Source organism: Paenibacillus sp. BK720 (assembly GCF_011761545.1).
GTDB lineage: Bacteria > Bacillota > Bacilli > Paenibacillales > Paenibacillaceae > Pristimantibacillus.
The window spans coordinates 379,221-399,571 of sequence record NZ_JAASRQ010000002.1 but is presented as its reverse complement, the minus strand read 5'-3'; the positions used below and the strand labels follow the sequence as shown (position 1 = coordinate 399,571).

At 53.6% G+C, this 20,351-nt stretch carries 20 protein-coding genes and 2 tRNA genes; 7 read left to right on the top strand and 15 right to left on the bottom strand.

What is annotated here, in order from left to right:
• Nucleotides 1-22 precede the first annotated feature (22 nt).
• Nucleotides 23-913, top strand: coding sequence for a hypothetical protein (locus FHT67_RS08605; protein ID WP_132306606.1), 891 nt, complete (start codon nt 23-25; stop codon nt 911-913).
• On the opposite strand, the gene FHT67_RS08600 is transcribed toward FHT67_RS08605, so the two are convergent.
• Nucleotides 910-1,098: a YqzE family protein gene (locus tag FHT67_RS08600; protein WP_132306608.1), complete on the bottom strand. Its 189-nt coding sequence runs from the start codon at nt 1,096-1,098 to the stop codon at nt 910-912. The two genes, FHT67_RS08605 and FHT67_RS08600, sit on opposite strands and share 4 nt — an antisense overlap.
• 163 nt (nt 1,099-1,261) lie before the next feature.
• On the opposite strand from FHT67_RS08600, the gene FHT67_RS08595 reads away from it, so the two are divergent.
• On the top strand, nt 1,262-1,954 hold the full coding sequence (locus FHT67_RS08595) for an N-acetylmuramoyl-L-alanine amidase family protein (RefSeq protein ID WP_481856698.1): 693 nt from the start codon (nt 1,262-1,264) through the stop codon (nt 1,952-1,954).
• Here FHT67_RS08595 and FHT67_RS08590 read toward each other — a convergent pair.
• Entirely contained in the window at nt 1,919-2,746 is an 828-nt protein-coding gene (locus FHT67_RS08590; RefSeq protein WP_167197411.1) for a divergent polysaccharide deacetylase family protein, read from the bottom strand. The two genes, FHT67_RS08595 and FHT67_RS08590, sit on opposite strands and share 36 nt — an antisense overlap.
• A gap of 125 nt (nt 2,747-2,871) precedes the next feature.
• Here FHT67_RS08590 and FHT67_RS08585 point away from each other — a divergent pair.
• Both FHT67_RS08585 and FHT67_RS08580 read left to right on the top strand, forming a co-directional pair.
• A tRNA-Leu gene (locus tag FHT67_RS08585) sits at nt 2,872-2,958 on the top strand.
• A 122-nt stretch (nt 2,959-3,080) separates the two neighbouring features.
• Nucleotides 3,081-3,167, top strand: a tRNA-Leu gene (locus FHT67_RS08580).
• Between the two features lie 116 nt (nt 3,168-3,283).
• Here FHT67_RS08580 and FHT67_RS08575 read toward each other — a convergent pair.
• The 3 genes from FHT67_RS08575 to FHT67_RS08565 are packed head-to-tail and all read right to left on the bottom strand — an operon-like array spanning nt 3,284 to nt 4,441.
• Nucleotides 3,284-3,496 carry a hypothetical protein gene (locus tag FHT67_RS08575; protein WP_132306614.1) on the bottom strand — a complete coding sequence of 71 codons (213 nt, stop codon included), beginning with the start codon at nt 3,494-3,496 and terminating at the stop codon, nt 3,284-3,286.
• A 20-nt stretch (nt 3,497-3,516) separates the two neighbouring features.
• Nucleotides 3,517-3,831 (bottom strand): hypothetical protein, encoded by a 315-nt coding sequence (locus tag FHT67_RS08570; RefSeq protein ID WP_127497648.1) that lies wholly within the window; start codon nt 3,829-3,831, stop codon nt 3,517-3,519.
• A gap of 40 nt (nt 3,832-3,871) precedes the next feature.
• Nucleotides 3,872-4,441: a xanthine phosphoribosyltransferase gene (locus FHT67_RS08565; protein WP_167197408.1), complete on the bottom strand. Its 570-nt coding sequence runs from the start codon at nt 4,439-4,441 to the stop codon at nt 3,872-3,874.
• A 209-nt stretch (nt 4,442-4,650) separates the two neighbouring features.
• Between FHT67_RS08565 and FHT67_RS08560 the strand changes: the two genes are divergently transcribed.
• On the top strand, nt 4,651-5,355 hold the full coding sequence (locus FHT67_RS08560) for a hypothetical protein (protein WP_167197406.1): 705 nt from the start codon (nt 4,651-4,653) through the stop codon (nt 5,353-5,355).
• Between the two features lie 88 nt (nt 5,356-5,443).
• Entirely contained in the window at nt 5,444-6,481 is a 1,038-nt protein-coding gene (locus FHT67_RS08555) for a YkvI family membrane protein (RefSeq protein ID WP_167197403.1), read from the top strand.
• On the opposite strand, the gene FHT67_RS08550 is transcribed toward FHT67_RS08555, so the two are convergent.
• From FHT67_RS08550 to FHT67_RS08540, 3 genes are read right to left on the bottom strand one after another with little or no spacing between them, the layout of a single operon-like run.
• Nucleotides 6,456-9,662, bottom strand: coding sequence for an ATP-binding protein (locus tag FHT67_RS08550; RefSeq protein WP_167197400.1), 3,207 nt, complete (start codon nt 9,660-9,662; stop codon nt 6,456-6,458). The two genes, FHT67_RS08555 and FHT67_RS08550, sit on opposite strands and share 26 nt — an antisense overlap.
• Complete coding sequence (locus FHT67_RS08545) at nt 9,659-10,927, bottom strand: metallophosphoesterase (protein ID WP_167197398.1); 1,269 nt, start codon at nt 10,925-10,927, stop codon at nt 9,659-9,661. Before FHT67_RS08545 ends, FHT67_RS08550 begins: the two co-directional genes overlap by 4 nt.
• Nucleotides 10,928-10,929: 2 nt before the next feature.
• Complete coding sequence (locus FHT67_RS08540; RefSeq protein WP_132306626.1) at nt 10,930-12,060, bottom strand: glycosyltransferase family 4 protein; 1,131 nt, start codon at nt 12,058-12,060, stop codon at nt 10,930-10,932.
• Between the two features lie 312 nt (nt 12,061-12,372).
• On the opposite strand from FHT67_RS08540, the gene FHT67_RS08535 reads away from it, so the two are divergent.
• Complete coding sequence (locus FHT67_RS08535) at nt 12,373-13,548, top strand: GGDEF domain-containing protein (RefSeq protein ID WP_132306628.1); 1,176 nt, start codon at nt 12,373-12,375, stop codon at nt 13,546-13,548.
• Between the two features lie 236 nt (nt 13,549-13,784).
• Here the strand turns inward: FHT67_RS08535 and FHT67_RS08530 are convergent, their stop codons facing one another.
• The 7 genes from FHT67_RS08530 to nrdI form a co-directional block, all read right to left on the bottom strand.
• A complete protein-coding gene (locus tag FHT67_RS08530) occupies nt 13,785-14,450 on the bottom strand; it encodes an HAD family hydrolase (protein WP_167197395.1) in 666 nt (221 codons plus the stop codon).
• Nucleotides 14,447-15,130, bottom strand: coding sequence for a YjjG family noncanonical pyrimidine nucleotidase (locus FHT67_RS08525; protein ID WP_167197392.1), 684 nt, complete (start codon nt 15,128-15,130; stop codon nt 14,447-14,449). Before FHT67_RS08525 ends, FHT67_RS08530 begins: the two co-directional genes overlap by 4 nt.
• Nucleotides 15,131-15,161: 31 nt before the next feature.
• Nucleotides 15,162-15,959 carry a PhzF family phenazine biosynthesis protein gene (locus FHT67_RS08520; protein WP_167197389.1) on the bottom strand — a complete coding sequence of 266 codons (798 nt, stop codon included), beginning with the start codon at nt 15,957-15,959 and terminating at the stop codon, nt 15,162-15,164.
• A gap of 120 nt (nt 15,960-16,079) precedes the next feature.
• Nucleotides 16,080-16,535 (bottom strand): GyrI-like domain-containing protein, encoded by a 456-nt coding sequence (locus FHT67_RS08515; protein ID WP_132306636.1) that lies wholly within the window; start codon nt 16,533-16,535, stop codon nt 16,080-16,082.
• 239 nt (nt 16,536-16,774) lie between these two features.
• Nucleotides 16,775-17,731, bottom strand: coding sequence for a class 1b ribonucleoside-diphosphate reductase subunit beta (gene nrdF / locus FHT67_RS08510; RefSeq protein WP_132306638.1), 957 nt, complete (start codon nt 17,729-17,731; stop codon nt 16,775-16,777).
• A gap of 70 nt (nt 17,732-17,801) precedes the next feature.
• Nucleotides 17,802-19,886, bottom strand: coding sequence for a class 1b ribonucleoside-diphosphate reductase subunit alpha (gene nrdE, locus FHT67_RS08505; RefSeq protein ID WP_132306640.1), 2,085 nt, complete (start codon nt 19,884-19,886; stop codon nt 17,802-17,804).
• The gene (gene nrdI / locus FHT67_RS08500; protein ID WP_015845582.1) at nt 19,819-20,232 is read right to left on the bottom strand and encodes a class Ib ribonucleoside-diphosphate reductase assembly flavoprotein NrdI; all 414 of its coding nucleotides are present in this window, start codon (nt 20,230-20,232) and stop codon (nt 19,819-19,821) included. The genes nrdE and nrdI overlap by 68 nt, the downstream gene beginning before the upstream one ends.
• Nucleotides 20,233-20,351 lie beyond the last annotated feature (119 nt).

The following is a 20,351-nucleotide window of genomic DNA, read 5'->3' as shown; positions in this document are numbered from 1 at the left end:
AAGAAAGAAAGGATGTGCCAGGGTGAATAAGTGGATTCGACATACGGTTATTGCCGCATTGGTGGTGTCAACATTCCTTGTCACGGCTCAAAGCCTTCAGGCGGAATCGATTCCGTCCGCGACGGTTCAACAAGAAACGGAGCTTCAATCCACCGTACGCGGCTGGATGGACGAGCTTGCCAAGTTACCGGAGTTCAAAGCGTGGAGTCATGCCGAATTTGCCGTATCGCCTCTTGGACCCGGCATGCACAGCTGGATTGCGATTGTAAAAGATAAAGGACAACCGGCCGGGTACTTGGTTATTCAAGCCAAGGAAAATGGCGGGTTTGCGCTTGGGGAATACGGTAAGGGGGAATACTTGTTTGACCAGACTACGCTGCGCCAATCCCTTGCCCAGCTGGAGCTTCTCTCCTCCTTGCCGGATTCGAACCAAGCTTTGTATATTCATCCGTTGCTCGCCGTCTGGGACGTTAGCGGCTCAACGGAAGACACGTATTTGGACGGTATGAGCGGCGAATGGCTCCCGTTGCAGCAGGATACTTGGGAAAAAACCGCCAAAGCGGAAGAAGGACTTGCCTCGCGTTACGCCCTTCAAGGCAACACCTTGATTGTGAGAGCCGTTAAAAGCCGTTCTTTTGATCCGTACAATGAAATGCCGTGGCTTACGGAAAAACCGATTACAGCGTCCGCCGAGGATACCGGCATCGTGCTCAAAGCTTTAAGCTCCACAACGCCTCTCCGCTTTACGGTAGAGCGCTTTAATAAGGAGATGCTTTATGTGTGGTCGGTAACCGGCTATCACAACTGGGGCGACGGCAATGTCTATGCCGCCCTGGAAACAGATGAGCTCGGCAGCAGCACAAGGTACATTCCCCTCAAGCTTCTTGCCGAGCTCGGTCACTTCTATCGCTAACGTTCCGTACGGCCTCTCCACCATAACAATACGCTGGCGCCGCCCCATCCAAACCAGCGCGACAGCCAATGCTCCCTTGCAGCCTTGGCTGTCGCCTTCGCCGCTTTGCGTTCATCCCTCGGCGTCTCGATGTAGTTCACAAATTCCACGGTCATATATTTAATCAGATCATGTCCATTTGCCACTTCGATCACCTCTTCGGTTTATTTGTTACTAGAAGTTTGCCCGGAATGTCCAGATCGTAAACATGCATGAGTTTTCCTTCAATAAGCCACGCTATCGATAGCTGCTTTACGCGCAAGTCTTGGCCTATTGAAGGAGGAATTCAAATTGTTTGTCGTGCGTGTTATGGTTTTTGCGTTAATCGGCTTGCTTTGCCTTGCGCCCGAGCTGTCAGCTGCCTTTCCGGAAAACAAACAGCAAATCGCCCATGCGCCCGAGGACGGTTGGACGATGCCTTCGGCTATTGTGTTGATTGATGCCGGACACGGAGGAATTGACGGGGGCGCATCAGCCGGGAATACCTTGGAAAAGGATATCAATCTGGCCATCGCCCAGAAGCTTTACCTGCTTCTTAATAGTCAGGGGATCCCGGCCGTACTGAATCGTACCGGCGATTATGCGCTAAGCGAAGACAACCGATGGCATGTGAGCAGATCGCGGCATAAGCGCGATTTGTCGCAACGCCGCCAGTTAACCGACGAGATCGAGACCACCATGCTGGTCAGCCTTCACGTGAACTGGACCAAGGACCGATCCAAGCATGGTCCGCTTGTGCTGCATCAGTCTACCGGGGAAAGCGCGCTTCTTGCATTTTGCATACAGGATACGCTGAACAGACAACAGCAGACCGCCTTTTACCCGAGGGAGGGCAAGCCTTTCTATTTGCTGCGCAAGGTGGACCAGCCAGCCGTCATTGTCGAAATGGGCTTTATCAGCCATGAAGGCGACCGTACGATGCTCACAGATCCTCGGGAGCAGCTGCGCGTAGCGTCGGCAATCGCCTCAGGGATTCGGCAGTATAAATGGATCACCCGATAACGAAGGCACCAGCTGCGACAGCTTAACGAATTCAACCTGGCCGTCCGATTGCATCGTCGGAATGGATGCTTTGAGGACGGCTGCCGTTTTTTTGCCCGGAGGTCCAACATGACCAATAACGATGCAAGTATCATGGGATTCCAGATGCTTCTTCGCAATCGTCATTTGTTTCGACACATGCTGCTCCGTATACACGTCATCAAGGAATACGTTGTTTGCGAGTGCGGGCACGCCAAGCTCCTCGGTTACCTTGGGCACCACGGTTTTAAAGGTTGTACGGCTGTCGAGGAAAAATAATCCTCGCTCCTTGCAGACCGACAGGACGATCCGCATAATCCGTTCATCGGCCGTAATTTTGGAGCCCATATGATTGTTCATGCCTACCGCATAAGGAACGTTATCAATGGCGTCCTCTACCCGTTTCTTAATCTCGGCGTCGCTAAGGTCAGCCGTGATTGCCCCCGGGCCCAGCCAATTTTTTTGCCCTTTATTGGGCTCCATCGGCATATGCACAATGACGTCATGCCCAAGGCGATGCGCTTCCTCGGCATCCTTTTTGGTGGTAGGCATAAACGGCATAATCGCGACCGTAAATTTCACGGGCAGCTGCAGCATCTCTTCCGTGCCGTTCATTCCGTTGCCGAAATCATCAATGACAATCGCAAACTGTCTTCCGGACTCCGGTTGTCCTTCCTCTGCGGCCACCGCTTGCCCCGCTCCGGAAGGAATGATTAACACGAGTGCAATGAGCCAGATGACAGCTGCCCTTTTCGATTTGTTCACATCATACACCCTTTCCCTTTTATCCCCTTCATTGTTTGTCCAACCGAGGAAAAATATGCTGAATTTTGCAACTTTATAAGACGGGTTGACGAACGAAACCCGTACATGCTACCATTAGGGACGTATTAAGGCATGCGGTCGTGGCGGAATTGGCAGACGCGCTAGATTCAGGTTCTAGTGGTGTAACAGCCGTGGAGGTTCGAGTCCTCTCGACCGCACCATACATAAAGGGGTTCCAGCGCATGAGCTGGAGCCCTTTTCTTTGTTTTAACTTTTCCTTAACAAATGACTTGACTCATCTTATCCGTTAATGGTATGATATCATTCGTTGGCAACAACATATGCGGTCGTGGCGGAATTGGCAGACGCGCTAGATTCAGGTTCTAGTGGTGTAACAGCCGTGGAGGTTCGAGTCCTCTCGACCGCACCATACATAAACAGTCAAAGGTTTTGGTTAGTCTAGCGATAGATTACCGGAACCTTTTTTTCTTGCTCAGCACAAAAAAGCAGGAAACCCTGTATATACAGAGTTTCCTGCCACACTTGCTATTCCGCGGAACCGCGTTCGCTTGAGGCAAGCTCAAAACGGTAATTGCGGCTCAGCTTGACGACTCTCCTATTATGGCGACGGATTACGACGGTTGAATCATCCCATGCAACAACGATCCCAACCACGTCGTTCACTTCCATCTCATCGCGCACGACACGGATTTTTTCGCCGCTCTGGCGAAACCGATCCAACTGCTCTTCACTAATCACCGCTAATCCCTCCGTACGGACTAACCGACATGCTCCTTGGAATCATTGGTTTCATACCATTCATCGAGCACTCTCGAAGACATGACGCGCTTGGCGATATATTCTGCCTGACGTTCCGTGAATTGACCTTTCCATTCCTCACCGAGCTCTTCGCAAAGCTTCACAATCGTAAGAAGCTCCGACCATGCAACATAACGCTTGTACCAGAAAAATTGCGGATGCTCAATCATATAAGGATACAAATCATCAAATTCCGTATGCTTGCAATCTAGCGCGCGTTCGAAGTGAACTTTCGCGTCACCCAGTTTCGCAGTCAAAAATTCAGAAGTTATCATTGCCGCTGCCTCCCCTCGGTTCCTTCACTCTCATTATAACTTAGTCGAACTGAATTTGCCCGTTTTTCAAAGAAGTAACATTTACTAGCGATTCTACCCGTACCCCTTGCTCGCGAAGCGTTCTCGAACCGGCCTGGAAGGATTTCTCGAGGACAATCCCCATGCCAGCCAGCTCTGCGCCTGATCTCTCAATGATCTTGATCAGTCCGCGGGCCGCATCGCCGTTTGCGATAATATCGTCGATGAAGAGCACTTTATCCTCAGCCGACAAAAACTGCTTCGACACCATAATATCGGTCACCATCCCCTTTGTAAAGGACGGAACACGCTCCGAATACGCATCCGGATCCGCGATTAGAGTTTTCTTGCGGCGCGCAAATACAAGCGGTACACCTAGTACGTACGCCGTGGCATAAGCAACGGGAATACCGGAGGATTCAATCGTAACGACTTTCGTAATTTTCTCGTCAGCAAACCGTTTTGCGAATTCATGTCCCATTTCCATCGTAAGAGCAGGATCGACCTGGTGGTTAAGTATGGAATCCAGCCGCAACACATCGTTTGAAAGCACCGACGCTTGCTCTAAAATTCGTTCTTTTAAAATATCCATCGTCATTTCCCTCCACCAAAATCTCTTTTCGATAACTTACCATAGGATAGGCGAACAACGCAACCCGGCTTTTTCATTTTTTTTGTCGAAGCAGGAGACGAATCATTTTATATAGAAGAGATATATAAAGCAAAGCAACTTTTTCCAGATATGGACGTTAATTAAGATAAGATAGGGGACAAAAAGCGACCCAAAAGGAGCGCAATCGCATGAACAAAACAACGCGAAACTACAAGGCGGCAAAATGGTCGGCCGTGATCGCCTTTACTCTCATTGCGGCAACCGGCTGTTCCGACCCATCGAATTCAACTCCCCCTTTGGGTATGCAGCCAACCGAGCGTTCTTCGGGTACCTATCCAACTGGCGATAGTCCGCAGAAAACCTACTCTCAAGGGCAGGATAGCCGGAAATACGGCAAAGAGCCCGAAGCAAGCGGCGCAAATGCATCCGGCGGAGATACGAGCGCGGAATCTTCCGGCAAAAGCGCATCGCCGTCCGGCACCGGCACAGCAAGCAAACAACCGCAATGGGACGCCTCCCATCCGGTCATGCTGGGGCTTCAGATTGGCGATTCCCATACCAAAGTATCCGAGCGCTATGGCAAAGCAGACGACGTATACAGCCTGAAGGACGACGCGGAGACCATAGAGGTTCACGAATACAAAGGTTTTGCCGTGGGGATCAACGAGGACAAAGCGATCCAGTACATAGAGGTTTACGATAAGTCGATTGCAACCGGGCTTAGCGGCGTTCGTGTCGAGGATAAGTCGGAAACCGTGCTTAAAGCGCTTGGAAAACCAACTTCCCAGAACAGCTACATTATTACTTACCAAGGCAAAGACTCGCTGCTTAAATTCGATCTTGATCCGGATCATAACAAAATCGTATCCATTAAGCTGTTAGCCGCCGCGTAACGGCTCTCCCATCCGGAAGTTGCTGTCATGCCCGTCCCTACTCGGACATACCTTCTTATATAGAAGGTTATTTTCGGGAGGACATGCCATGGTAAAGCGTACGGGAAAGGTTCTGCAAATCGCATCCACTTATATAGGTACAATTGTAGGCGCCGGTTTCGCGACTGGGCAGGAGATCCTGCAGTTTTTCACCCGCTTCGGCTACTGGGGTACACTGACGATCGCTGTCGCGACGGCGCTCTTTATATGGCTGGGCGGCAAAATGATGCTGATTGCGAGCGAAATCGGAGCAAGGTCCTACGAGGATCTGAATATTGCGTTGTTTGGCGATAAGTACGGAAAATGGATCAGCCATTTCATGCTGGTCGTGCTGCTGGGCGTAACGGCCGTGATGCTTGCCGGCGCGGGGACCATCTTTTACGAGAATTGGAATGTCTCCTATCAAACGGGATTAATCGTCACCATTGCCGCTTGTTTCTTCCTGCTTCGAAAAGGGATGAAAGCGATCCTGACGGTGAATGCGATTGTGGTTCCGGTGATGCTGCTCTTCACCGCTCTTATTATGGTAGACACGTTCCAAACGCCTGAAGCGGACAGGTTCATTACGATTGCGACCGACCATTCGGTATGGGCGGCATGGGCCTCCCCGTTTCTGTATACCGCCTTTAACCTGTCGATGGCGCAAGCCGTTCTTGTGCCGCTCGGGTCGGAGGTTAAAGACCGGAAAACGATTGTGCTAGGCTCATGGATTGGCGGCATCGGAATTGGCATTATGCTGCTGGCCGGACATATCGCGTTATCCGTTCATATGCCCGGCATCCAGCAGTTTGCCATCCCGATGGGAGGCATCGCCAAGCAGCTTGGCCATATCGTGCAGTATATTTATATTTTCCTCATATTCGCGGAGATCTTTACGACGCTTATTGCCGATATTTACGGGCTGACCCTCCAGCTCCAGGAGCGGCTGAAATGGTCGCGTCCTTTCATAACCTTTGGGATTCTCGCCTTCTGCTATGTTGCGAGCCAAATCGGTTTTGGCCCGCTGCTCTCCACGCTTTATCCGATTTTCGGACTGATCAGCTTAGGCTGGCTGTATCTGGTCATTCGACGAAAGATGGCCCACTGACGGCCGGGCGTGCGCCGGGCAGCTCGATTTGAACGGCATGGGGCATGCTTGCTTGCAGCGCAGCCCGTATATGCTCATGGCAGGTAAACAGAATCACTTGGCGCGATAGCGACAATTCCCCGAGTAATTGGGCAACGGCGTGCAAGCGCTGGCGGTCGAAGTTCACAAACAAATCATCCAGCAGCAGCGGCATGCCCGCTGCTGCTGTTCGTTCCACGGCAAGCGCAAGGCGCATAGCCAGGTACACCAGTTCGGCCGTGCCGCGGCTTAACATAGCGGAATCGATCAAACGGTTGTCCGGCGTCTCGAGCCGGATGGAAGGCTGGTCCGGGGTCGTCGTTACCCGGATATACCTTCCTTCCGTAAGCCGTCGGACATAGTCGCCGGCCAGCCTGAGCAAGGCAGGCTGCCGCTCTTCCTCATACGTTCGTTTCGTTGTCCTAATAAGGGAGGCGCTGACGGCCAGCACGGCATAACGCTCGGCATCCCCGACAATCTGGGAGAGCGTCGTTTCCTTGACAGCCAGCAGCTCCCGGCGCCTCTCCTCCTGCAGCAGATGCTCCAGCTGCTGACGCAGCCTGCCCCGTTTATCCAGCAGATCTCCCCTATTCTTCTCCAGCTGCTCGGCTTCCGATCGAAGCCGCTCGCAAAGCTGCTTCAGCTCATCTCCGTCATGGCTGGTCAATAGCAGCTCCAGCTCTTTTAACCGTTCCTCCGACATGCCTGCTTCGATTTCGATCTTTAGCTTGTTCAGCTCGTTATCGATCGCCTCCAGCCGGTTCCGGTGAACCAGAACGGCGGCAAATTCGGCTTCGTTGCGGAAGCCGGCAGCTTCCGTCAGCTGCCGGATGGAGGCGCCCAGCTGCTGCTGCTTGCTGCGGACAGCCGTTAAGGCGTATTGCAGGGCTTGAAGCCGCTCATCCAGCCGGGCGGCTTCTTCCTGCGCCGCAGCCTGCCGGCGCAGCTCAGCCTGCAGGAGCCGCAAGGCTAGCACGGGCTCCGCAGGAAGACGCCGCGCCGCGTCCGGGAAGGCGGCGCAAAGCTCCGCCGCGCGAGCCTCGAACGCGGCGATCTGGGTGCTGGCCGCCTCGAGCTTCGCTTGGCGGCGGTCCCGCTGCTGGAGCCGGTGCAAAGCTTGCTCGGCGAGCTCGAATATTTCGAGCGCCGCGTCCGGCGACATATCCGGCAGCGCGAGCGCTTCGAGCCAGCCGCGCCATTGCCGGGCCGCGGCTGCGCGCTCTTCCGCCGCGGCGGCAGCCGCCTCGCGGCGCTCGCCCGCGGCAGCGCGAAGCCGCGCATGCCGGCGAGCCAGCTCGAGGCGGCCGGGGCCGAGCTGCTCGCTGCGCTGCAGCGCGGCGGCGCGCGCCTCGGCAGCGGCGCGCAGCTGCTCGCGGGCCGCGCCGGCCGCGTGCGGCGGCTCCGCCAGCAGCGCCGCGGCGGCTTCCGCGGGCGCGCTGACGAGCGCCGCCAGCGCTGCGCGGACGCGCTGCTCGCGCGCGGGCGCCGGCGCGGGACCGCGCGTGCTCCGCGGCCGGCGCCCAGCCGCGCGGCGCCCGCGGGCCGCGGCTAGCGCCGCCAGCGCCAGCGCGAGCGCGCCTAGCGCAGCAGCTGCGCCGGCTGCGCCAGGGAAAGCGCCGCCGCCTAGCGAGGCGGCGCCAAGGGCAACAGCGGCGCCGCCGGCCAGCGCCGCGCCAATCCATAGCGGGCCGGCAGAGCCCTGGCCCGCTTCTCCCCGCGCGGCTGATGCCTGCAGCCGCTCCAGCTCCCACTCGCGCAGCGCGGCGTCGCAGCTATGCCATGCTGCTCGCATCGCGTCGCTCGTCTGCGGCAGGAACGCGGCGCTGCCGAACGCGCTCTGCCCGCCTGCCGCTGCTTCCGCCCGCGCAAGCTCGGCTTCCGCCTCGGCAAGCTGCTGCACGGCCTCGCGCTCCTGCTGAATGACGGCCTGCAGATCGGCATGCAATCGTTCCGAGCTCCGCCCGGCTTCCGACTCAAGCTGTCTTTGCCCTCGCACATACTCGCGGTCCGATACGGTTAACTGCAGGTCCAGCAGCTCCCGCTCCCCCCAATTCGGGGCGATGCGGCCTAACAGCCGGGTCAAAGCTTCTCCATCCGCTTGCAGCTCGGCTGTCAGCGTGATTTTTTCCTCTCTCAGAAGCTGGATCCGTTCGCTCTCGAGCAGCAGAGCCTCCGCTTCCTCTTTTCGGGCAAGCAGTTCATTATTAACTTCAATGGCCTGACGCTTTTGCTTAATCAGCTGCTCCTCTTGCTCAAGCTGTTCTTGCTCTTGCGCGCTGCTTCTTTGCTCTTTCCGCAGTTCCTGCCAGTTATGCTCCGCTTCCGCCGTAATCCGCTGGGCGTCTGCAATCCCTGCCCGCTCCCGGCCAAGCTCAAGCTGCCTGAGCCATAACGGTCTTATCGCATGGGCCTTCCCGGCCAGCTGGACCGCAGACTGCCGATGCGGCTGCTCTGCTTCAAGCTGCTCGAGCTCCCGGCTAATCCGCTCAAGCTCTTGCTGGAGCCCGTTGTATGCTTGAATCGCATCTTCCTGCTCCCGAAGCTCCTGCTCGGTCTTCTCCAGCGTCTTCAGCCGCTTGTTGATCTGCTGGTTAGCTCCGCGTGGCTTGAACAGCTGCTCCATTTCGAGCTGCAGCTTTTTCTCGGCTGCCGCAATAGCTTTCCCGTTCTCCCAGCCGGCGTGGTACAGATAACGGCCTAACTCCTCATGGGATAACGCTCCGACCTGCTGCAGCTCCGTTAAGGTAATCGCGTACAGCTCGCGGAACAGCTGCTCGGTTGTACCGCCGAGAAACCGACGCTCCCATTCCTCCTGGGCCGGCCAGCTCTCCTCATGAATCTGAGCATCATGCTCCGTGAGGCTGGTCCGTCTAAGCTTCAAACGACCTCCGTTCACATGGGCATACCGCTCCGCTATGTAGGCTTGGCCTTCATCATCCTCGAATACCAGCTGTCCGCCGTGAGTGCCGCCATGAACAGGCTCCTGACGTTCCGCCGGTTGATTCCGCCTTGCAAACCCAAACAAAATCGTCCGGATAAATCCGAACAGCGTACTTTTTCCCGCTTCATTCATGCCGTATAAAACAACGGAAGGACCGTCCAGCCTGCAGGTTAACCCTTGCAGCTGTCCAAAGCCGTCAATCCTAGCCTCCAGCAGCTTCATTCGTCCTTCCTCCCTTCTGGCGCCAGCAATCCAAGCACATGCTCCCTGGCCTGCTCCAGCCAATGCTCGGGCAGCTCGTCCCATTGCTTTCGGAGCAGCCTTCCCAGCTTGGCATGGCCGGAAAGCGGCGCAACGGCGGCGGCCGCCTCTTCTCTCCAAGCTTCCGTATCCTGCCCTAGCCGCCGGGTCAGCCTGAACAGCTCGCCCGCAAAGCTTTCCTCGTCCTCCAGCTCCGACAAACGGAGCTCCGCGCGCGTGTTAACTTCCAGCCCATAGACCCATGCGTGAGGGGAGCCTTGCTGCAATTGTTCCAGCAAGGTCCGCACGGTCAACATCTCCGTCAGCTTAAGATGCAGCGGACCTTGACCTTCCAGCGTCAGACGAATCATAACAGGCCGGTCCTCGCCTTCTGCAGCAAGCCGATCCGCCTGCTCTTCCAATCGCTGCAGCAGCTCCTGCTCGGTATGTAAGCCGTTAATCGACAGTCCCGCGTCCAGCCAGCGAACGTCGTCTAACGGGAGAAAAGTCAGCTGAATAGCCCTTGAAGCCGAGACCTCTGCCAGGTAACAGCCCTTTGGTCCGGTCTCCCGCGGATTGCGCCCCTGTATATTGCCCGCGTACACGACATGAGGGTATTCGTGAAGGATTTTTCTTGAATGGATATGGCCTAGCGCCCAATAATCAAAGCCTTTGCCGGTCAGCTCCTCCAGCGAGCACGGCGCGTATGGATCATGGGAGGAATCCCCGTTTACGTTGCCATGAAGCAAAGCGATATGAAAAGGCGCTCCTTCAACAGGCGTATAGCGGGCGGCCAAATTTTCCGTTACATGCCGCTTCCCGTAAGACATCCCGTAGACAAAAGCAGCCAGCTCACCGTTTCTGCAGTAAGCCGGCCGATATTCCACGCCACTCGCGCCAAATTGCGTCACGTTGGACGGCAGCTTCAGCTCCGCCCGCGCGCCGTTCAGCGGATCATGATTGCCGTGTATGACAAAAACGGATATCCCGTATTGCTGCAGGCGCTCCCACTCTTTTAATAGAAGCAGCTGCGCTTTAAGCGAACGGTCCGCTTCATCGTACAAGTCGCCGGAGACCACGATAAAATCAACCTGCTCCCGAATCGCCGCATCCGTTAACCGGCGCAGGGCGCTGAAGGTCGAAGCCTGCAGCTTCTCCTTCAGCGTTTCCGGCACCTTGCTCAAGCCGCGGAACGGGCTATCCAGATGCAGGTCTGCCGCGTGTATAAAACGAAAAGGAACCGTCACGATTATTCCTCCGGTTTCAACGATAAGTAAACTTTCTTCATCTGCGAGATGACCCGCTGCAGCGAATAGACCTTCTTCGCCTTGTCCCAGCCGGTACGGGCCAGATTGTATCGGTAAGTCGGATCGGTTACCAGCTTCTCCAGCGCATCGGCAAGGGCCGGCGCATCTTCGGGCGGTACCAACAGGCCGTTGACTCCGTCCTCGATCTGCTCGGCGATACCGCCGACGTTCGTTCCGACCAGCGCAAGCCAGCACAAGGCCGCTTCGGCAAATACGGAGCCGAATGCTTCGGCGCGCGACGGCAGAACGAAGATGTCGAAGAACGGCATGAACTCCTCCGGATGAAGCATATAGCCGTAAAAAATAATATCATCGTATAAATCCAGCTCGACCGCCAGCTGCTCCAGCTCTTCCCGGATCGGACCGTCCCCGATAATATGCAGGACAAAGGGATGTCCGCGGCGCTTCAGCTCCGCGCAGGCGTGCAGCAGAATATCCAGACCTTTCGCGGGTACCAGGCGGCATACCGTAATAAACTGCGGAACGGCATTCTCGTGGGCAATCGGCTTGAAACGCTTCTCGTCGAAGCCGTTGGGAATAACCTTGATTGCGGAAGAATCCTTCATATAAGGGGACAGATAAGTCCGGAAAGAATCCGATACCGTCAGCAGACGGTCCAGCTTTGCTTCCAATTCGCCGTAGATGGAGGTCAGGAAGCGGTGCGCGATGCTGTTTTCCTCGATTTTGCCGTTCAGGACGAGCTCCCGTTCGAAGGAGGAGTGAATCGTCATCATGACCGGCGTATCCGGGAACAGCTGCTTCATGACAAGCGCCGCAATCGGATGATGCGCGTGAATGATATCGTAAGAACGCTTCAAACGCAGGCGCGTCCACCAAATATAGTCCCGCATCGTCTGTAAATATTTATCCACGATAGGATCGCCGAGAAACGGTGTCACATCGAAGGTTTCAAATACGATTTCCTCTTGTCCTTTTCCTCTTACCCGCTTCGGCAGCGAGAATAATTCCATTTGCCAGCCTAGTTTCAAAAAACGCTCTTGAATATAAGGCACCATGGAGGACACGCCGCCCGGTTGTTCCGGCGGAAAAAACAAAGCCTGTAGTATATTCAATGTCCTTCCTCCTAAAAAGAATTGTGAAGCAATTCTTACTTCGTAAGCATTTGCTTAAAAAATTGTCGCACAAACGACCTGAAAAGGGGCCTTTGCGATGATTTTACTTCGTAAGCATCCGATTTTCTTCTTAGAAGAAGCTGTTCATCTTTAATTTTACACGGTCATGAACCGATATCTTAATTATTAGAAAGGATGCTTTATTAGGCAAATTCGTTCTGGGGTCATGCTTTTACCATCTCGTAAATCATGATATATTAGAACATATGTTTCTGTAAAGCAACACTCCATAGGATATGGTGATACTAAATTATGACAATCTTAACCTGGCTAACGGGGCCTAACGGCCAACTTATTTCTTCCGCTTGTGTCATTATCATCCTTCTACTGATGCTTTTCATGTCGACCCGGTTGTATGCCAGCTATCGGAACAAACGCATTTACCGGCTGCTTACCCTGACGATCCCGCTTTTTATGGTGCAAAATACCGTTTTGGCCATGCTTGCGTATCCCGAGCAGAAGCTTCCGCCATGGCTGCATATCGTTTCGATGATTTTGCAGATCGTCTCTTTCATCATTATAAACTTTGTCTTCATGAAATTATATACTCATCGCGGCGCGCAAATAAAAGTTATGCCTTTCGTTCTGCTGATCGCCTTAACCTTTGTGATTGCCGCGGTGCAGTCCGTGTTTATGGATCCATCGGATGATATCTTGCCGGGCGGGCAATACCGTCTCCTTGGACTCGATTTCTACTCGTTAATTGTAACCTTTATGATCCTGCTTGGCACCAAAGGCACCGAGATGAACGGCAAATTCTCGGCCAGTCTCATTACCTATTTTATTCTCGACCTGTCGAGAATTGCCGACGGCTATGTTTTTCACGGTTCGGTAAATTGGCTGGTGCTGCTCAGTTACTTCCTGCCGATCGTCTACTTCATGCAGCTGTTCCTTTTGCTATTCGAGTGGGTCATTGAGCGTCTTATGATGACTTATCAATCGTCAATAACGGATGGATTGACTGGCTTGTACAACCGGCGGCACTTTACTTCCAAGGCCGAACAGATTTTGCGGAGACAAAAGGGTCTTGCCGTCATCTTCTGCGATATCGACAATTTCAAGAAGCTGAACGATACGCAAGGCCATCATAAAGCCGATGTCGTGCTGAAACAGGTCGCGGAGATTATGAAAGAAGAGTCTGCGGGCATTGGCGCGGCCGGCCGTTACGGCGGCGAGGAGCTGCTGGCGTGCATCTCGACAGACCGGGTTAAACCGGACCGTGTCGCCGAATCCATCCGCAGCCGCGTTGAGAAAGAAACCATCGTTACGGTCAGCGTTGGCGTCAGCACCTCCAAGGACGGCATGGAGGTCGCTCAGCTCATTAAGCTGGCGGACGAAGCCATGTACCATTCTAAAACAACCGGCAAGAACAAGGTTACCTTATTCAACGCCATGCCAGCCAGCAAGAAAAAAGCATTATCCACGTAAAAAAACAGGGCCTAGTCTCAGGCGGCGGCATGCCATCACAAGGACTAGGCCCTTTTTCATTCTATTGAAAATACCCTCGCCCGCTTACAGCAGCCATTGTCGCGGGTCTTGCGTAGCTCGGCGCAATCATCGCCAGCAGGCTTTTTACCTGCTGCTGCCCTCTCCGGGCGCCGCAAGGCAAGCTAGCTCTGCTGCATCAAGCATACGATGAAAATACCCAAAGCGGGCACCTACAATCACTTCCTGACCAGTCCTGCAAGCAGTTGACCCAGCTCTGCCACCGTACCTGCCAGATAGGTCGGCTCGGCCAGCTTCAGCTCCTCTTCGCTGCCGTAACCGTAACCCACGCCAATCGAGTCCAGGCCATGGCGCTTGGCCCCGATAACATCATGCTTGCGGTCGCCAATCATCACGGCATCCTCCGCGGACAGACCGCAGGAGAGCAGCACATGCTCGATAACCTCCCCCTTGTCGACGCGGGTATTGTCCAGGTTGCTGCCGCCTATAAACTCGAAATATTCGCTTAGCTCGAAATAAGAAATGATTTTCTCCGCGAAAAAGGTGGGCTTCGACGTAGCGACATACAAGGAAGCACCCTGCTCCTTCAAGCCGGCAAGCACTTCTTTGATCCCTTCGTACCGCTTGTTCTCGTACATGCCTCTTTCGGCGAAATACTCCCGGTAGTATTTGATCGCTTCCGTGCACATCGCGTCCGTAAAGCCGTAAAACTCTTTGAACGAGCCGGCTAGCGGCGGTCCGATAAAGGGATCGAGCACATCCAGGTTATCGATTTGAATGCCGAATTTGCTTAGTGAATATCGAATGGCGCTTGTAATGCCCAGCTTGGGATCGGTTAACGTCCCGTCCAGGTCGAATAAAATCGATGAATACGTCTTTGTCATAGCAGAGTCAGCACCTCGGATAATTGTTTGATTTCGAATTTGGGCTTAACGGGCGTCGCATTCGTCTTGTTATGCGGATTATACCAGCAGGTATCCATACCGCTGTTCAGCCCGCCTTGAATATCGGAGGTGAGCGAATCCCCTACGATAAGCACTCTGGACGGATCGGTAATGCCAAGCTTCTTAAACGCGTAATCGAAGATTCCGATATGCGGCTTCTGAAATCCTGTATCCTCCGACACGATAATATGCTCGAAGTAACGGTCCACGCCTGCCTTGGAAAACCGCGATAGCTGCACTTCCCGGATCCCGTTCGTAATAATCGCGAGTCTTACCTTGGAACGGAGTTCTTCCACAAGCTCCACCGCTCCGTCGATCAGATAGGCTCCCGCCCCCAAGTAACCGAGATAACGGTTGCTGAACTCCTCGGCTCCAATCGCAAGGCCCGTTCCGTTGAATAGCCGGCTGAAACGTTCTACACGAAGCTCCGCAAGCGAGATCGCCCCTTTTTCGAAATCGTTCCACAGCTCCTGATTAATCGTCCGGTAGAGGGCTGCAAAGTCGGTATCCGGCGATTGAACCCCAAACTCCCCGAACACGCTCGTCAGAGCGAAGTCCTCTGCTTTCTTGTAGTCGAATAGCGTATCGTCAGCATCGAATAATATCACGTCGTAGTTCATTGCAGTCAAATCCCCTTGCTCTTCAATAGTGTTAGACCTCGAGTGTTCCTTGCAACATCATCTTTGCTTGGCCGGACAAAAGAACGCGGCTGCCGTTCACGGCTACCTTCACGATTCCGCCGCGCTTCGAAGCTTGATAACCGGTCAGCTCCGGTTTGCGGAGCCTCCTAGTCCAATACGGCGCAAGCGCGCAATGGGCCACGCCCGAAACCGCAGCCTCGAATATACCCGCCTTCGGGTAAAAGGCGCGCGATACAAAATCATAGGGAGCTTCCGCAGCTGCCTTTGCCGTTACAATGATTCCTCTACCTCCTGCCGCGGCAAGCTGCTGCCGATCGGGCTTTAAACTGCGCACCGTTTGCTCGCTGTCCACCTCAACCATATAATCCTGGCGGTACTTGCCGGTATATCGGGGAATTAGCCCAAGGCCTTGGATTAGAGCTTCCGGCGCATTCGCCGGCAAGGGCACCTCTTCCGGATAGTCCATTGTCATCCAGCCGTCTACGGCATTATAGTCAACGGTCAGTACCCCGCTCTTCGTAACAAATCGCGCCGTCTGGTCGGAACGAAGCCTCCCCGTATGCCACAGCGTATAAGCGGCCGCTAGCGTGGCATGCCCGCCAAGGTCAACCTCCGACTCGGGAGTGAACCAACGCAGGTCGTAGCCATCCTCAATCGGGACCAGAAAGGCCGTCTCGGGCAGGTTTATTTCCGCAGCCACCTGCTGCATCCACCGTTCGTCCTCCGGCTTCCCGCATAGGCACACCGCTGCCGGATTACCGCGGAACGGCTCGCTTGTAAAAGCATCGGCCACATAAATCGGTTTCATTTTCCGACCTCCTCGTTCTCTTCATTATAATCGACAAACGCAAACGTCTCCATCTACCTTGAGAAAAGTGGCGGTAAACAGTAAAAAGCAGGGACACCGGCTAGGGCTCCCTGCATCCTTTTATTCGTCCCGCAACGGAATTAGAAGCTCGACTTCTTCCTCTTCCCAATGGCGTTCGTTAATGTAAAATACTTCGATCGCAAGCGCGCTGTCGTGCTTGTTCAGCTTCCGCTCGTTCATCCAGGCAAACAGCTGCTCGTAAGCTTCGCCGATTCGTTTGTTCGAGGTAGCCACCATGGCATAGCGGTGTTCCGGAATCGTGAACTGTACCATGCCCCTTGGAAGCTCCTCCATATGATACACCTCATAACAAGCCCAATAGGAAGCAAATACTTCATTGCCGAAATACGGGCTGTACAGAACAGGTGATTTGGATACGGTATTTAATTCATGCTTGCGGGCTAAAAACTCGCTCTGCAGCCGGATCGCTTCATCCGGGAATGTGGAATACGGACCGCAATAGCTAATTCCGGCCAAATGGATAGCGGGCTTCGTAATGATGGAGCAGTTGTCCAAGCGAATTCCTCCTAAAAAGTTTTGCCAAGGTAAAACGGCTTCGCCGTCCTTTTATTGATGCAAAACTTACTTCGCAAGCAAGCCATTGCTTAATCCCGTCGGTACGTCTGCGCTGGGATGAGCATTTATTCCGCCATTAGTGTATCATGAATTACCATTTTCAGGATAGTATTTTAATTGTTTTTTCCGGCTGACCGCAAACAAAAAAAGCCGGCTTCGGAAGCCGGCTGTGAATGACCTTACATATTAAAAACGAAGTCCTCGTCGCGCAGCTGCTCGATGTGAACGGTACGCACATAACCGTTGCCTTTTTTCGAGAAGAAATCATGCTGCTTGGTGTGCGTGCTGATGCCGTTGAAGACGATCGGATTGACCGGCTCTTCCGGGAAGTACGGATCAAAGCCCAGGTTCATCAGTGCTTTGTTCGCATTGTAACGGACGTAAGCTTTCACTTCTTCCTGAAGCCCGATCGGGCTGTACAGGTTATCCGTGTAAACCACTTCGTTCTCATACAGCGTATTCAGAAGGGCGAATACTTCTTCTTTCAGCTGAGCTTGCTCTTCCGGCGTAAATTCGTTGAACAGCTCTTGAGCCAGAACGCCAACATACAGGCCATGGATGCTTTCGTCGCGGAGGATCAAGTCGATAATCTCGCCGCTGCTTGTCATTTTGCCTTGACCAGCCAGGTAGAGCGGATAGAAGAAGCCGCTGTAGAACAGATAGCTTTCGAGGAATACCGAAGCGGCCATCGCTTTGTACAGCTGCTGCTTGGTTTCGATGCCTTGATACCAGGAAGAGATCAGAGTCGCTTTCTTCTGAAGCTGCTCGTTTGTCTCTACCCACCCAAAGATCGCGTCGATCTCTTCCGTCGACGCCAGCGTCGTAAAGATACTGGAATACGACTTCGCATGGATTTGCTCCATCATCGACATAAACGCGAGTACCGCTTTGCGCTGCAGACCGTCTACATGCTCGAGAATTTTCGGCATGCCGATGCCGCCTTGAATCGTATCGAGAAGCGTCAGACCGCCAAGCACGTTTTTATATACAGAGCGTTCGGTGTCGCTCATTTCCATCCAGTCCATTTTATCGTCGGAAAGTGGAATTTCTTCGTCTGTCCAGAATTGCATCACGTTCTGCTGCCAGAAGGTAAGCGTAAAATCGTCGTCCGGACGGTTCCAGTTTACTGCTTTCATCAATCCTGCTCCTTTGGTTAAAGGCTGCTTTCCGATTCTCCTCTTCCGGCAGCCTTGTCGTTAGTTCGAATTATACGGCGCAGCTTGTGCATTCCTCAACGGAAAGACGCTTCGTTCTCGTATAGTAGAGCGATTTGAGCCCCTTCTGAGCGGCATAGATGTAGAAGCGCGCCAGCTCGCGGGTCGTTACGTTGCTGTTCACGTGAAGGACGGTCGAGATCCCTTGGTCCACGTGCTGCTGAATTTCCCAAATCAGGTCAATCAGCTTGAATTGATCGATATTGTAAGCCGATTTGTAGTAGAAGTAGTTATCTTGAGCCAGGTAAGGCATCGGATAGTACGTCGTCGAGTTCGCGTAAGTACGGGTCTCGATATGCTCTACGATCGGCATAACGCTCGAAGTCGAGTTTTGGATGTACGAGATGCTTTGCGTTGGCGCAATCGCCAGACGGTAAGCATGGTACAGGCCGTATTTTTGCACGTTCTCCTTCAATTCAGCCCAGTCCTGAGGAGACGGGATTTCCATGCCTTCGAACAGTTCTTTGACTTTATCCGATGCTGGACGGAAGTCCGTTTCGATATAGCGGGTGAAATAAGTGCCCTTTGCGTATTCGGAACGTTCGAAATCCTTGAAGGTTGCGCCGCGTTCCTTGGCGATTTCCATGCTCTTCTCGATCGAGTAATAGTTCATCATCATAAAGAATGCGCTCGCGAATTCTTTCGCCTCGTCGCTCTCGTAAGCAATCTTGTTCTTCGCGAAGAAACCGTTCAGGTTCATTGCGCCAAGGCCAACGGAGTGAAGCTCTTCGTTTGCTTTGCGTACGCCCGGCGCGTTGTCGATCTCGGATACGTCGCTGACCGTCGTCAGAGCTTCGATGCCGACATGGACGGATTCTTTGATTTTCTTGCGTTCCATGACGTTCACGATGTTGAGCGATGCCAGGTTGCAGCTGATATCGCGGCGGATGACATCGTCCATTCCGTAATCGTTGATCGTCGAAGTCTCTTGCACTTGGAAAATTTCGGTGCAAAGATTGGACATCTTGATTTGACCGATATCCTTCAGGGCGTGAACTCGGTTGGCGTTCGATTTGTTCATGATGTAAGGGTAGCCGGATTCCAGCTGGATCGAAGCGATCTTCGTCATCATGTCGCGGGCGTTCATGACCGCTTTTTTCACGACTTTATCGTTAGCAAGCAGCTCTTCGTACATCACGTCCATGTCCATGTCGTCGAGGTGCTTGTCGTATGCTTTATGAACGGAATGAGGGCCAAATACGTACAGCGTTTCGTTCTTTGCGGCCAGCTCATAGAATTTATTAGGTATGATCAAGCCGATCGACAACGTTTTGATCCGTGTTTTCTCGTCGGCGTTAATTTTCTTGCAGTCGAGGAACTCGATAATATCCCAGCCGAAAATGTTGTAGTAGCCCGCGCCGGAGCCTTTGCGCTGACCCATTTGGTCCGCGTAGGAGAAAGCGTCCTCCATCAGCTTCAGTACCGGCATGACGCCTTTTGCGGCGCCTTCCACGCCTTTGATGGCCTCGCCGCGTCCGCGCAGCTTGGACAGGTTAACCGCTACGCCGCCGCCGATCTTCGACAGCTGCATGCATGTGCCAAGCACATAGTTGATCGAGTTCAGGGAATCGTCCATCTCCAGCAGGAAGCAGGATACCATTTCGCCGCGGCGGCTTTTGCCGGCGTTCAGGAACGTTGGAGTAGCCGGCTGCAGACGCTGCTCGATCATCGCTTCCGCAATGCGGAGCGCTTTCGCCCCATCGCCTTCGCCAAGGTTCAGGGCAACGATTGCTACGCGGTCCGGATACTGCTCCAGGTACTTCGATTTATCGTTAGTCTTCATGGCGTAGTCTTTGTAGAATTTCGAGATTGCCATATACGATTCGAATTGGAAGCCGCTGCTCTCGGTCAGCGTGAACACCGCTTCGATCTCCTCATATGTATATTTCTCGTATACATTCTCGTAAAAGTCGTTCTCGATGAGGTAGTCCAGCTTCTCGCGGAGGGAACCGAATTTCACGCTTTTCGCGTCCACTTCCTCCATAAATGCGGCTACCGCCTCTTTATCTTTATCCAATTGATAGAAGCCGTCCGCTCCTCGTTGCATCAATTCGTTGTTCAGCTCGATGTGTTTCAATATTTCGCACCCTTTCGACAAAGTATTCCATATCTTGATTCGTACCGGATAATTCAAACTTCGATAGGACCGGCACGTTGAACAGGCTGGAGATCGTATCCGCGCTTTTCGCGAAGCCGTCTCCCCAGTTCCGATTGCCGCTTGCGGATACCCCTTGCAGATTATTGCTGTTGCGGTTCAAGAAATTCATGACGCGCTCCGGCACCTGACCGAATCCTGTCGTGTAGGTAACCAGCACGTAAGGCTCGTCCACTATGTCAAGCTCCCCAATGGGCACCGCTCTCATATTCAATTTGTTGATAAAGCGTTTCACATTGCCTGTTCTTGAATCGTAGACTACCAACATGCTTCTCTCTCCTTAAAAGAATTGCAAAGCAATTCTTGCTTCGTAAACTTCGATCTAGCAACGTCTATCACTGAAATTTCAGCAATATAAAAGCGCTTCTGACAGCAAAGATGTCAAAT

Coding starts and splice junctions, on each gene's coding strand:
- FHT67_RS08595 (WP_481856698.1), top strand. CDS start 1,262: ATGGTTTTTGCGTTAATCGGCTTGCTTTGCCTTGCGCCCGAGCTGTCA.
- FHT67_RS08570 (WP_127497648.1), bottom strand. CDS start 3,831: ATGATAACTTCTGAATTTTTGACTGCGAAACTGGGTGACGCGAAAGTT.
- FHT67_RS08565 (WP_167197408.1), bottom strand. CDS start 4,441: ATGGATATTTTAAAAGAACGAATTTTAGAGCAAGCGTCGGTGCTTTCA.
- FHT67_RS08560 (WP_167197406.1), top strand. CDS start 4,651: ATGAACAAAACAACGCGAAACTACAAGGCGGCAAAATGGTCGGCCGTG.
- FHT67_RS08555 (WP_167197403.1), top strand. CDS start 5,444: ATGGTAAAGCGTACGGGAAAGGTTCTGCAAATCGCATCCACTTATATA.
- FHT67_RS08550 (WP_167197400.1), bottom strand. CDS start 9,662: ATGAAGCTGCTGGAGGCTAGGATTGACGGCTTTGGACAGCTGCAAGGG.
- FHT67_RS08535 (WP_132306628.1), top strand. CDS start 12,373: ATGACAATCTTAACCTGGCTAACGGGGCCTAACGGCCAACTTATTTCT.
- FHT67_RS08530 (WP_167197395.1), bottom strand. CDS start 14,450: ATGACAAAGACGTATTCATCGATTTTATTCGACCTGGACGGGACGTTA.
- FHT67_RS08525 (WP_167197392.1), bottom strand. CDS start 15,130: ATGAACTACGACGTGATATTATTCGATGCTGACGATACGCTATTCGAC.
- FHT67_RS08520 (WP_167197389.1), bottom strand. CDS start 15,959: ATGAAACCGATTTATGTGGCCGATGCTTTTACAAGCGAGCCGTTCCGC.
- nrdF (WP_132306638.1), bottom strand. CDS start 17,731: ATGAAAGCAGTAAACTGGAACCGTCCGGACGACGATTTTACGCTTACC.
- nrdI (WP_015845582.1), bottom strand. CDS start 20,232: ATGTTGGTAGTCTACGATTCAAGAACAGGCAATGTGAAACGCTTTATC.